This is a genomic window from Metabacillus idriensis, assembly GCF_050483325.1.
Classification (GTDB): Bacteria; Bacillota; Bacilli; order Bacillales; family Bacillaceae; genus Bacillus_P; species Bacillus_P idriensis_A.
This window is the reverse complement of sequence record NZ_JBCMYF010000009.1, coordinates 119490-132596: the sequence shown is the minus strand read 5'-3', so window position 1 is coordinate 132596 and position 13107 is coordinate 119490. Positions and strand designations below refer to the sequence as shown.

Annotated in this window: 13 protein-coding genes and 1 other annotated feature; of the genes, 12 read left to right on the top strand and 1 reads right to left on the bottom strand. The window is 39.3% G+C overall.

All coding sequences use genetic code 11. From position 1 onward, the window contains the following. Positions 1 to 66: 66 nt before the first annotated feature. A complete protein-coding gene (gene pepF / locus ABEQ24_RS07010) occupies positions 67 to 1881 on the bottom strand; it encodes an oligoendopeptidase F (RefSeq protein ID WP_430006109.1) in 1815 nt (604 codons plus the stop codon). Between the two features lie 202 nt (positions 1882 to 2083). On the opposite strand from pepF, the gene ABEQ24_RS07005 reads away from it, so the two are divergent. The 12 genes from ABEQ24_RS07005 (at position 2084) to ABEQ24_RS06950 (ending at position 13100) form a co-directional block, all read left to right on the top strand. Continuing rightward, positions 2084 to 2668 carry a YtxH domain-containing protein gene (locus ABEQ24_RS07005; RefSeq protein WP_430006108.1) on the top strand — a complete coding sequence of 195 codons (585 nt, stop codon included), beginning with the start codon at positions 2084 to 2086 and terminating at the stop codon, positions 2666 to 2668. A 154-nt stretch (positions 2669 to 2822) separates the two neighbouring features. Next, positions 2823 to 3596, top strand: coding sequence for an SDR family NAD(P)-dependent oxidoreductase (locus ABEQ24_RS07000; protein ID WP_430006107.1), 774 nt, complete (start codon positions 2823 to 2825; stop codon positions 3594 to 3596). Between the two features lie 192 nt (positions 3597 to 3788). Beyond that, positions 3789 to 4619 (top strand): helix-turn-helix domain-containing protein, encoded by an 831-nt coding sequence (locus tag ABEQ24_RS06995; RefSeq protein ID WP_430006106.1) that lies wholly within the window; start codon positions 3789 to 3791, stop codon positions 4617 to 4619. Between the two features lie 21 nt (positions 4620 to 4640). Further along, a complete protein-coding gene (locus ABEQ24_RS06990; RefSeq protein WP_430006105.1) occupies positions 4641 to 5099 on the top strand; it encodes a DinB family protein in 459 nt (152 codons plus the stop codon). 131 nt (positions 5100 to 5230) lie between these two features. Beyond that, positions 5231 to 5605 carry a hypothetical protein gene (locus tag ABEQ24_RS06985; RefSeq protein ID WP_430006104.1) on the top strand — a complete coding sequence of 125 codons (375 nt, stop codon included), beginning with the start codon at positions 5231 to 5233 and terminating at the stop codon, positions 5603 to 5605. Further along, positions 5539 to 6360, top strand: coding sequence for a membrane protein insertase YidC (gene yidC / locus ABEQ24_RS06980; protein WP_430006103.1), 822 nt, complete (start codon positions 5539 to 5541; stop codon positions 6358 to 6360). Before ABEQ24_RS06985 ends, yidC begins: the two co-directional genes overlap by 67 nt. 117 nt (positions 6361 to 6477) lie before the next feature. Beyond that, positions 6478 to 7137, top strand: coding sequence for a prolyl oligopeptidase family serine peptidase (locus ABEQ24_RS06975; protein ID WP_430006102.1), 660 nt, complete (start codon positions 6478 to 6480; stop codon positions 7135 to 7137). A 198-nt stretch (positions 7138 to 7335) separates the two neighbouring features. After that, complete coding sequence (locus ABEQ24_RS06970) at positions 7336 to 7602, top strand: hypothetical protein (RefSeq protein ID WP_070877517.1); 267 nt, start codon at positions 7336 to 7338, stop codon at positions 7600 to 7602. 348 nt (positions 7603 to 7950) lie between these two features. Next, positions 7951 to 8171: a binding site (T-box leader), on the top strand. 63 nt (positions 8172 to 8234) lie between these two features. Beyond that, positions 8235 to 9593 (top strand): sodium-dependent transporter, encoded by a 1359-nt coding sequence (locus ABEQ24_RS06965; protein ID WP_430006101.1) that lies wholly within the window; start codon positions 8235 to 8237, stop codon positions 9591 to 9593. A 96-nt stretch (positions 9594 to 9689) separates the two neighbouring features. Then, positions 9690 to 10286 carry a LysE family translocator gene (locus ABEQ24_RS06960; protein WP_430006129.1) on the top strand — a complete coding sequence of 199 codons (597 nt, stop codon included), beginning with the start codon at positions 9690 to 9692 and terminating at the stop codon, positions 10284 to 10286. Between the two features lie 143 nt (positions 10287 to 10429). Then, complete coding sequence (locus tag ABEQ24_RS06955) at positions 10430 to 11911, top strand: spore germination protein (protein ID WP_430006100.1); 1482 nt, start codon at positions 10430 to 10432, stop codon at positions 11909 to 11911. A 10-nt stretch (positions 11912 to 11921) separates the two neighbouring features. Beyond that, positions 11922 to 13100 (top strand): Ger(x)C family spore germination protein, encoded by a 1179-nt coding sequence (locus ABEQ24_RS06950; RefSeq protein WP_430006099.1) that lies wholly within the window; start codon positions 11922 to 11924, stop codon positions 13098 to 13100. Positions 13101 to 13107: the final 7 nt, after the last annotated feature.

Here is a 13107-nt window from a genome sequence, read left to right as displayed (position 1 = left end):
ATTCTGTTTCAATTGGGGAAGTCTTATCTGTCTGTCGGGCCTGACCAGTCGGTTCCGCTTTTCGGGTTACTCATAACCATTCTCCAGTTCTTCCACCAGCATGCCGACGTAAGCGACGGCTTTTCTGATTGTTTCTGGATTTGTCATATCAACGCCTGCATCTTTGAGTAAATCTACTGGTTTTTTGGTTCCGCCAGCTTTTAATACACGGATCCAGCGGTCGACTGCCGGTTTTCCTTCCTCTTCAATCAGTTGGGAAACCAAGGTTGAAGCTGTCAGTCCCGCAGAATAAGTGTAAGGATAGAGGCCCATATAATAATGCGGCTGTCTCATCCATGTTAAGGAGGCTCCTTCGTCAAGAGTCACAGCGTCGCCCCAAAAAGAAGAGAGGACATTCCCTTTTAGATCACACAGCATTTTAGCTGTTATCGGCTGGCCATTTTCGGCTGCTTCATACACGCGGCGCTGGAATTCTCCTTCAAGCAAATGGGTAACGAAATTATGATAATACGTTCCGAGGAGCTGCAGAATGACCCAGCGTCTCATCCGTTTATCCTGTGTCTTTTTAAGTAAATGCCTTCCAAGCAGCATTTCGTTTAAAGTTGAGGGGGCTTCGACAAAGTAAGTAGATGGTCTGGTATTCATAATTCGCTGATTATGATTTGCCAAATAAAAATGGCCGGCGTGGCCGAGTTCATGCGCGAGGACAAAGGCTCCTCTCATCGTATCCTGCCATGTGATCAGAATATATGGATGCACACCATAAGGGCTTGAACAGAAAGCACCTGTTGATTTCCCAACATTATCCGCCAGATCAACCCAGCGGTCTGCTAAAGCTTTTTTCATAATCTGTGTATATTCAGGGCCCATCACTTCAAGTGCTTCTAAGATAACACTGCCGGCTTCAGCATAAGTCGTTTTTGGATTGAATTCTGTATCAAGCGGAGCCTTTAAATCACAAAAATGTATTTCCTCAAGCTTCAGCACTCTTTTTTTCAAAGCGGCAAACCGCCTCATGTGGGGCGCAAGTTCCTTTTGGATAATATCCAGCTGATTATGGTACATTTCTTTTGTTGCATGCTGCGGCTTCAGCAGCATGTCTGTTACTGAATCATACTTTCTTAAGCGGGATAGTGTGATTTGCTTTTTTACCTCAGTAGCATAGGTAGTTGCAAATGTATTTTTATATCTTTTCAGTGTTTCAGTAAATGACTCGTAAGCTTTTCTTCTTACAAAGGTATTCGGAGTAAATTCATAGCGGTCTTCATAGAGAGCAAATGAATTTGGAAGAATATTCCCATTTTCGTCCTCAATTCCTTTAAAATCCATATCAGCGGATTTACTTGTTTGATAGATTCGGTAAGGTGAACCGTGGACTTCTCCTAATGCTGCCAAAACCTCTTCTGTTTCTTCTGACAGCTGATGAGCTTTAGACTGAAGCAAATCATTCAGTTTTCTGCTGAATGCCTCTAAGCCGTTTTTCTCTTGGATATATGCATCAATTGTTCCATCGGGCAGAGACAATAGTTCAGATTCTATAAAAGATAAATCTGCATTTGCTTTTGAAAGAATAGCGGCAAACCTGGAATAATTTCCTTGATGATCAGCGTTTGTTCCATCTGCAGATTGCTGCAGGCTTATGTATGTTCCGGCTCTCACAAGTTTTTTTGATAGATTTTCTTCAGCTAAAAGGCATTCTAATAGAGAATCTGCTCCATCTCCGAGCTTTCCTTTAAATATTCTGATTTGGGCTGCATCCCGTTCAATAGATGTTAGTTCTGACTCCCAATCCTGCTGAGATTCAAACAAATCTTCCAGATTCCACGTCATTTCTTCAGATACTTCACTGCGGTTTAAACGTTTTTCAATCGTTTTTTCCAATGGACAATCCCTCCAAAACGAATATTGGTCTTTCGTGTTCCTAAGTAATTATACAACTTGAAGAAAAATATGAACAGATTATTCTAAATTATTAAAAAATGTTCATGATTTTCTTCACAACTTTTTATATAATAGGTTTAATAAATAGAAAGAGTAGGGTATGTACGGAGTATGACATTAACCAAACAGGAGGGTTTATACAATGACAATCTATAATACGAACCAAAATAATACACTGGGATCACAGCCGGCACCGACAGAAATTTCGAAGACAGAGACAAGCATTGCGAAAAAAGGAACAAATAAAAATAACAGTAAGCTGGTTAAAGGTATGCTGATTGGAGCAGCTGTAGGCGGACTGGTTACTCTATTTGACCGCAAAACCCGCAATCAAGTGAAAGACTCAGCGGTAAATTTAAAAGATTCATCAGTGGATGTCTTTACACAAGTAAAAGAAAACCCAGGTGAAGTCAAAAATCAAATGGTTTCTCAATTTAAAAGTGCTGCAGATTCTTTAAAAGATGCCATCAACGAGGCAAAAAACTTGTATGACCGTTTAAATGAAGATGTGAAGGATAACGTAAATGACGTTGTTCAAATTTCAAATGAAACACTGTCAACAGCTAAAGACGCACAAAAGGACTTAGCCTCGATCGGGTCTAAGGTAAAAGAAGCGGGCACGGAATTGACCGGCGGATCTGATTCAACTCATTCTTCATCTGCCAATGCACCGGAAACACCAGCGACACATACCTCAATTCCAGGCAGCAATGTCGGAAAGTTTTAATAGAGAAGGGAGCGGACAAATGTCTGCTCTTTTTTTGTTGTTTTTAAACTAGCAATCTTCATTGTAAAGAGTATAGCGATAAACAGCTTATAAAACAGAAAAATCGGAACTATATGATAAAATAAAAGATATTTTATTGAAAGCAGGGATAAGTATGTATTTGCCATCTTTTAATCTTGAAAACAAACTTGCAGTAATAACAGGTGCAGGACGTGGAATTGGAAGAGCACTTGCGATTGGATATGCCGAAGCAGGAGCAGATGTTGTGCTGCTTTCCAGAACAGAAGCAGATCTTCTTGAGGCCGCGGACAAAATAAAATCACTGGGACGAAAAGCTTATCCAATTGTCACGGATATCACGGATAAAGCCAGTATGAAGCAGGCATTTGAGCAAATGAAAGATAACAATCTTTCCGTTGATATATTAATCAATAATGCCGGAATGAATATCCGGTCAAAAGCGTTTGATGTAACAGAAGAAGAATGGGAAACGATTATGAATACCAATTTGAAATCTGCTTTTTTTATGTCTCAGCTGGCAGGGGAGATGATGAAGCAGCAGGGAAATGGCGGCAGAATTATTAATATTTCTTCTGTAGCGGGACAAACCGCATTGCGTACTGGTGTAGTCTATGCCCAGACAAAAGCGGCAATGATTCAAATGACCAAGGTGCTTGCATTTGAATGGGGGCAGCATAATATTGCCGTCAACTCAATTGGACCCTGGTATTTTGAAACACCGCTTACTGAAAAGATGCTCAGGGATGAAAAATATGTAGCAGACATATTAGCTGTTACTCCTTTAAAAAGAATCGGCCAGCTTCCTGAGCTTGTCGGACCTGCTGTTTTTTTGGGTTCTGATGCTGCAAGCTACATTACGGGCCAAACGTTATTTGTCGACGGGGGCATGACGATACAGGGGTTTTAACTGTTCAAACATGGTTTAGCAATCCTTTTTTAAAGAGGACACACAAGTTTTTGATTAAGCAGAAAATGCCGAAATACATATGATTTCAAAGATAGATGACTTTATTTTAGAACCTTTGTCGACTTGCAGGAATCCGCTTATGACCGCCTCGAATGGTATAGCAACAAAAAATTAGAAAAGGCGGGGTTTTAAATGGGGAAAACATTAAATATATCAAAGGTTGCATCATTGCTTGGGGAATCTTCATATATTTTAAAAATGTGGGAACTTGAATTCTCAGCATTTCTTGACATTGAGAGAGATCATAAAAATGCGCGTGTGTATTCACCGGAAAATATTGAGATGCTGCGAAAAATCAAACATTTAAAAGACAGTCAGCTTGATCATGAAACGATCGTGCAAATGCTGAACATGAACGGAAAATCAGAGGCTGCTGCTTCAAAGGCTGATCCTGACATTGACCTATCAGCTAAGAAAAATATTAAAGTTGCTCTTGAGGAAATCTTTAATTTAATTGAAGAAAAAGGAAAGCAGGACATATCGATTTTGGAACTTAAAATGGATCAACTGGAGCTCACTCTGATCGATGAAATGAAAAGAACGGTTAAGCAGGAGCTTCATTCGCACTCCAAAACACAGCTGAATGCTGCTAAAGGTCATTTCACCGCAATTCAGAATAGGATCAATGAACAATCTAAAATTCAGCTGGGTGCTGTAAAAGGACAATTCTCATCCCTTTCAAATAAAATAAATGCACAATCTAATGCAGAGCGGAGTGCTGCTGAAGGACAATTCAGAGCCCTTCATGATAAGCTTGATGTAATCCATGAAACGTCAAGCAGTGAAAGGGATATGTATCAAGAAGAAATCAGATACGAGCGGGAGCTTGCTAAGAAGCATATTGAAATCCGCGAGCAAAAATTTCTTGCGTTTGTTCAGCAGCACCAGAAAACGAGAGATGACAGAGCTGACCGCAAATATGGACTTTCAATGCTGAAGCAATTCATGGGATTCGCTAAATAATACCTTGCCGGAGGCCTTTCAATGAACTCAAAATTAATTAATCATTTTTTATCGCACCGAGCTGTTACTTTAGAGTTAATTTCAAAAATGCAGCATGATAACCCAGAATTTAAGCCTGCTGAAACATCCATGACATCGGAAAAATTAATTACGCACATGCTGACTTCGATGTACAAATTTTCAGCTGTCGTAAAAGCTGGAAATGCCCAGCCTCTTATGCAGGAAGCTGAAATAATGGAGACAAACCTCCTGAAACTTGCTGAGGCTTATACTGAAAAAACAGTGCAGATCCTGGAGTCTATAACAGATGAAGAGTTAAATCAAGTGATTGATTTAAAAGATGTATTTGGTTTCAGTGTTCCTGGGTCTGCTCTCATTAAAATGGGAATTGAACATGAAGTGAACCATAAAGGAAATCTTTTTGTGTATGCCCGTATGCTTGGACACACGGATCTTCCTATGTATGTTAAAAAGAGCTGAAAGAAAGCCTGCTGATGAACAGTCAGCAGGCTTTTTTGCATTTGTATGAAGATGGCTGGTATTGACATCCTCTATCTTTTTTTAAAGCATAGGTATATACTGATGATATGAAAAGGAGGTGAATGCAGCAGATGATCATTGAAATCACACATGATTTAACCCCATATTTGCCGCTGCTGAGCTTATTCTTTACCGCAGCAGCCATGTTTGCATCCGGGTACTTGCTGAATCAGTCTTTAAAGAAACATCCGTCATTAAAAACAGTTTTGGAAAAAGAGCAGGATTGTCTATTATCCTCTCAGCGGATGCAAAATGAAACAAATGCCATCTTTATATGGATGACCAAACAAATGAGGCGGTACGACTCAGGTGATGATGTACCATCCACAATCCTTCTTGGAAGTTTAACTCAAAATGGAAAACACCAAGGAGGATTTAGATGGATAAGAAAGCTGCATTCATTTCACGGAAAACATTACTTGCACTCACGGGAATTACACTGCTGATTTTACTGAGCGGCTGTCAGCAGGCAAATGGAAACATTCAGGACATTACAGGTCAGACACCAGGTTTTTTTAATCACTATTTTGTGTATCCTTTCTCAGTATTGCTAAAAACTTTTGCAGATTGGTTTCAGGGAAGCTATGGATTCTCGATTATCCTTGTCACTCTGATGATTCGGTTTGTATTGCTTCCGTTTGCATTAAAGCAGTCAAAAGACCAAATGCAAATGAAAGGCAAGATGGCTTATGCACAGCCGGAATTAAAAGCGCTGCAGGAAAAGATGAAAACAGCAAAAGATGCAGAGACAAAAACAAAGCTTCAGCAGGAAACGATGAAGATTTATCAAAAGCATAATATTAATCCGCTGGCAGCTCTTGGAGGGTGTTTGCCTCTGCTTATCCAGCTTCCTTTCTTAACAGGATTCTATTATGCCATTCAAAGAACACCTGAGATCGCGGAGCATTCGTTTTTATGGTTCAATCTTGGAAGTCCTGATTTCACATTGACCCTTTTAGCTGCCGGAATCTATTATATACAGTCCAGAGTTTCATTAATCGGTCTAGAAGAGACGCAAAAAAAGCAAATGGCGATGTTCAGCTATCTGTCACCAATTATGATTGGTGTATTTTCTCTTACAGCACCTTCAGCATTGCCGCTTTACTGGACGATCGGCGGAATATTTGTCATCCTTCAAACATTGCTGACAAAGAAACTGTTTCAGGCAGAACCAGCCCCATTATCAATGGCTAAATCATAACTCCCAAGGCCAATTCTAAATGAATTGGCCTTTTTTGCCGCATAATAAAGGATTTGCTGTATCTCAGGAAGAATCTAATACATGAATTAGATGAAAACGATTGAAGGAGTATACCTGATGAGAGCAGATGTATTTCAGCAAACAATTACAAAAGTAATAGAGGTTAATCTTTCCTACTTATTAAAGTTGCCTTCAGGATATGAGGATGAAACAAGTGAAGCACCGCTCGTTTTGTTTCTGCACGGAGCAGGTGAACGCGGCACTGATCCTGAGCTTATAAAAACAATAGGTCTGCCGGAGGTCGTTGAAAAAGAAGACTTTCCATTCATTTTTCTTGCACCGCAATGTCCGATTTCTGCTGCAAGGAGATCAAATTGGATGATGGAATTAGATGGAGTGGCTGCACTTCTCAAAGAAGTAATAAATACGCATCGTGTGGACATGAAACGGATCTATTTAACAGGGATGAGCATGGGGGCTTATGGGGCTTTTGAGCTTGCATCAAGGATGCCTGATCTATTTGCTGCGCTTGCACCGATTTGCGGAGGAGGCTGTCCTGAAAAAGCAGAGCGGCTAAAGGATATTCCGACATGGATCTTTCATGGGGAAAAAGACGATGTTATCCCTATCAAAGAAAGCTTGGATATGGTAAAAGCGATAGAGAACGCTGGAGGAAACGTAAAGTTTACTTCGTATCCTGAAGCAGGCCATGACTCATGGACAGCTGCTTACAACGATCCTGATTTTTTTGAGTGGCTTTTAAAGCAAAAAAAGTAAATAAAAAAGGAGACGCTGTAAAACAGTCGTCTCCTTGCGTTTTGAGGCGAAAAACCACATGACCACATTCATGTGTGCGGAAAACCGCGCGTTCTTCGACTTACACAAATCAGCTCATCGCTCTAGTAATATACCATTTATATCATCTGTACACAAGCTTTTTTTATTATAATATAGACTGATTGGAGGTAAAGCTTTATGAATTTAAAAAAATTCACGAAAGATTTTAAAGAATTCTCATTGGAACATGGCTGGAAAATTGTCATGCATAAAGACCATGAGCTTTTCAGAAGCAAGGATAAATATGCGATTATTGACGCGGAAGATGATGTGCTCTTAAAGTTTTACCTTGAGAATGAGGATGTTGTCTGCTTTAAAAAAACGATTTGGAATTTGGACTGCAAGATAAATAGCGCTACGAAAGTGATTACTGTTTTTAATGAACCGGAAGTTTTTGATGAATAATATTATTCAATTTTGGACAATATTTCCTGCTGAACAGAAGCTGAAAATTTGTTGATCCTTTTTAAAGGCTCTTATCGTATATTTTGTTTCTTTTAGACTAAATGTTATAAACCTTAGTGGATTGCAGCGGATAAACTTGACTCCTGCGGGAAATAGAGCGAAATGGAAGACCCCGCAGGCTCGCTGAGGAGGCTTCCACGCTCCCCGCGGAAAGCAAGTTCCTGCAGCGGAAAGGAACGGACATCATTTATAATCAAAAACAACAATATAAGCGAAAACAGCGTTATAAATACGAATTATGTTGACAAGCTTATGTCTTGGATGTTTAAATTATCTATAAATTAATGGAACGTAACGTTGATGGGAAACACAGTAATCCTTTTGTCCCTGTTTTAGAGAGCTGATGGTTGGTGGAAATCAGTACATACAAAAAAGATGAAATTCGGTCCCTGAGTTTAATTTCGACCTAATGGAAGGGATTAACGGATTGTCCCGATAAAGACTTCAGAGCCGGAGGATAGATTGTATTCTCAACTAGGGTGGTACCGCGATGAATAGTCGCCCCTATATTTCATAGGGGCGCTTTTTTGCGTTTTCATTAATAAACAGACAGAATTTATGAGAGGTGCAAAATGAAAGAAAATCAGCAGTGGTCTTCAAAACTGGGATTTATACTGGCTGCAGCAGGATCTGCAATCGGACTTGGAGCGATTTGGAAGTTTCCATATATCGCAGGTGTGAGCGGAGGGGGAGCATTCTTTTTTATTTTCCTGCTGTTTACGCTATTGCTTGGTCTGCCTTTATTGCTGGCAGAATTTGCAATCGGCAGAAGCACCCAAAAGGATGCGATTGAATCTTACAGAGAGATTGCTCCGGATACAAAATGGTCTTCTATTGGTTATCTGGGGATGATTACATGTTTTATCTTGCTCTCTTTTTATAGTGTCATCGGCGGCTGGATTATTCTATATTTAGTTAAAACGCTGACAGGAGAGTTAAACGGACTGAATCAGCAGCAGTTCGGGGAATTATTCGGAGCTACAATATCAAACCCGATGCTGAGTGTCGGAGCTCATCTTGTCTTTATGATCATTACGATTGCCGTTGTGGCAAAAGGTGTTCAAAAAGGAATTGAACGCACAAGCAAATTTATGATGCCGGCATTATTTCTATTGTTTATAGTGCTGATATTCCGTTCCGTTACATTAGAAGGCGCCACGGAAGGCGTGCAATTTCTTTTTCAGCCTGATTTTTCTAAGCTGACGTCTGAAACAGTCCTAGCTGCTCTGGGACAATCCTTTTTTACTCTTAGTGTCGGTGTTTCTGTTATGGTGACCTACAGCTCATACTTACCGAAAGAATCAAATTTGCCACAATCGGCGATATCGATTGTAGCCATGAATATTTTCATCGTCGTTCTGGCCGGATTAGCTATTTTCCCGGCAGTCTTTTCATTCGGACTGAAGCCAGATGCCGGTCCAGTCCTATTATTCAACGTCTTGCCGACCGTATTTAATCAAATGGCATTTGGTATGGTATTTTTTGTTGCCTTCCTTCTGCTATTCTTATTCGCATCATTAACATCCGCGTTTTCAATGCTTGAAATTATTGTATCTGTGATTTCTAAGGGTGATTCTGATAAGCGCATTAAATGGTCCTGGATCATTGGATTGATAATATTTGCAGTTGGAGTGCCATCTGCATTATCATTTGGAATCTGGAGTGACGTGAGCATTTTCGGAAAATCCATTTTTGATGCTGCCGATTATTTAGTAAGCAATATTCTAATGCCCGTCGGCGCTCTGCTTATTTCTATCTTTGTTCCGCTGAAAATAAAAAAATCTAAGCTTTACGCAGAGCTTTCTAACGGATCGTCTTTATCTATTGGCCTTTTCAACACTTGGTTCTTCTTAATGAGATATGTAGCTCCAATCGCTATTTTCCTTGTTTTGCTGGATGTTTTAGGGGTTTGGAAACTGTTGTTCCGTTAAATTACCTCTATACGACCGAACTCTCCATGTGTTAAAATTGGTAAAATTCAGAATTTGGAGGGAGTCGGCTTGGAGCATTTATCCTTATTTATCATCATGTCAATTTTATTAATTCTATTGCCTGGTCCTGATACAGCCGTTGCTACCAAAAATACAATCGTGAGCGGCAGAGCGGGAGGGATGAAAACTGTACTTGGGACTTTAACAGCCCTTTTAATTCATACATTTGCAGCTGTGTTAGGTTTATCAGCACTTATCGTCAAATCAGCTTTTCTCTTCTCCATCCTGAAGTACGCGGGGGCTTGCTACCTGATTTATTTAGGAATTAAATCTTTACGGTCTCTAAATAAAAAGGGCAGTTTGCCGGATACAGGAGAAAACAAACACGATGTAAAGCAACTCAATTGTTACAGACAGGGGTTCTTGACAAATCTCCTTAATCCTAAGGTTGCAGTTTTCTTTTTAACTTTCCTTCCGCAATTTTTGGAGCCTGGATCGAATACATTTACTCAGTTTATGATCATGGGCTTAACGTACACAATTCTTACGTTTATCTGGTTTATTATTTATATTTATTTGATCCATCAGTTGAGTGCATTCATGAAAAAGCCTGCTGTGCAGAAATGGATGGAAGGCATTACTGGAGCAGTGCTCATTGGATTTGGGATTAAATTAGCGTTTGAGAGAAAGTGAAAAGCATCAGATAAAAAAATCATATTGTTTTTGATAGGAGAACCCGCTTTTAGCGGGTTCTTTTTTCTTTGCCTTAGACACACATAATTGTTTAGCCGGTTAGGAATATTAATCCATAACTACGAAGAAACAGAGGGACGGAAATGCCTAAATTAGTTGCTTCTGCTAAAATATCTGAATCACTGGCTGTCAGCCAATCTTGGATAAGTGAGAAACTCGGAAACAGTTCAGATCTGAAATTTAAAACAGTTGAAAACAACGGTTATTCTTTTTTGGCCGTTTATATCACCACGATTGTTGAAAGCAATCAACTGGAAGAATTTATCCTTCCTTCTCTCGCTTCATTTGACGCGGAAAAAGCAAAAGCTGCAAATGATACATCAGACTTTCTTCTAAATCATGTTATTTCTTTAAAGGCGACCAGAAGAATAACGGATATGAGTCTTGCCGTGAATGAATTGCTCATGGGGAATACAGTTATCTTTATAGAAGGCGAAACTAACTGCATTGCCGCTGGAACGGATAAGTTTCCAGAGCGGAGTATTTCAAATCCCAAGGCACAGCGGACACTTAAAGGTCCTGACATAGGTTTCAATGAAGATATTTCTTCGAATACAGCGCTTATCAGAAAAGTTATCAAAGATCCAACACTGAGGATTGAGTCTCCGGATTATATCAATTCGAATACCAAAATTTCCATTGTGTACATGGAAGGGAAAGCAGATAAGGAAATTTTAAAAGAACTGAAAGAAAAATTATCTTCTATAAAAATGGATGTGATCCTTGATTCTAATTATCTGGAAGAAACCCTGACGAGCTCATCACATTCCATCTTTCCGCTAACCCTTTCCACCGACAGGCCGGACGTTGTCTGCAGTGAAGTTCTCGAGGGCAGAATTGCTCTCATTGTTGACGGCTCACCATTTGTTGTTACACTTCCAACCGTTTTTGTTCAGCTGTTTCAGTCGCCTGACGATTATTATTTTCTGACAAAAAAGATATTTGTGAAACGGTTTTCCAGGATTTTAATATACAGCTTTGCAATCTTGCTTCCAGCTTTATATATTGCGTTCACCATTTATCATCCTGGGCTGATACCCACGAATCTGCTTGTGGGAATCGTTACTCAGAGGGAACTTGTGCCGGCTCCGACTGTCGTGGAAACCGTCGTTTTTTATTTCCTGATATTAATTATTACAGAAAGTTCACTTAGGCTTCCTCAATCTGTTGTCTTTACAGTCACTGTTTTTGCGGCGATCGTTTTGGGGCAATCTGCTGTGGAAGCTTATCTTGTTCAGCCATTTACACTTGTTGTCTTAAGTGCATCTTACATTTTTTCAAGCATTATACCGGTCTATACACTTGCACCCGTTTCACAAAAGCTGACAATCATTTTTATGTTTTTGGCATCCATTCTTGGATTCTTTGGAATCATTGCGGGAATTTTGTATTACTTGCTTCAGCTGTCCTCCTCAAGATCATTTGGCGTGCCTTATATGGCACCGTTTGCCCCCTTTAAGCTGGAAGACCAAAAGGATGCTGCAGTCAGGATGCCTATTTATGAACAGCTGAATAATAAAAAAACTTTTACTAAAGAAGAAAAAGACCGCCTGAAAAATGATTAAGGAGGGAATTATGAAGAAAAAAGTATGGACAGCATTATTTTTCGCCATCCTTACTATTGGCGGCAGTGTGTTTATATCAAAGAATGTTGAAGATACGCTAATAAAATCGATTGCCATAGTATCTGCGATTGGCATTGATTCAAGTAATGAAGGGTATGAAGTAACCCTTCAGGTAATTAATACAGCATCAAAACCTGATTCATCAGGAGATGAACCTGGCTCAATCATTTATCAACAATCGGGAAAAACAATTTCACAGGCAATAAAAAATATCTCAAATCGAAATTCAAGGAAGGTTTTTCTTGACAGCGCAGAACTGATTTTGGTAGGAGAAGAAATAGCAAAAGAAAAAGGAATCAAGGACATTACCGCCTTTTTTTTAACGGAGTCTGAGATCTCATCAAGCATAAAAATCATGATTGCAAAAAATTATCCCGCAGGTAAAGTTTTAAAGACCATAACCCCTGTACAAAAGGTTTCTTCAAAAAGGATAAATGAAATTCTTTACAACAATGAATTAAACATTGGTTCCGCAGTTAATATGTATCCAATTAAAGTTATGAACGATTTCCTCAGAAACATAAAGCAGACCGCACTTCCATTTGTTACCTTAAGCAGCGATGATGAGATTGCTTTAACTAAAGAGAACATTTCAACTACGGAACCGGCTGTTCTGCTGGTGATAAACGGAATGGCCTATTTCAAGCAGGATAAGCTTGCAGGTTATTTGGACAGGGATGAAAGTAAAGCCTATAACGCGTTCACCAACAGGATTAAAAAAACAAGTATCGAGTCAGGATGCGGATCTGATGACCAGGGTTTTTTTACAATTAGCATAACAAGGTCAAAAACAAAAATCGAATTTGAGTACCAAGAAGGAAAGCCCTCTTTTCATGTCATAATCAAGGCTAAAGGGAAAGTTTTAGAAAGTACATGCAAACAAACCGAAATAAACAATCTAGAATCTAAGACTGAAGAGTTCATTAAAAGCGATATGAAATCTTTGATAGCCAAAAGTCAGGAGGAAAACATTGATTATCTTGGTCTTTTAAAAGAGGTTTATTTACAAAAGCCTTTTGTGTTTAACGAGATCAGCAAAAAATGGAACGAATTGTATCCATCTGTTCCAATTACAATAAATGCAGACTTGACGATTGAGAAAATTGGGGACGTAAATAATATACCTTAAAAAATAC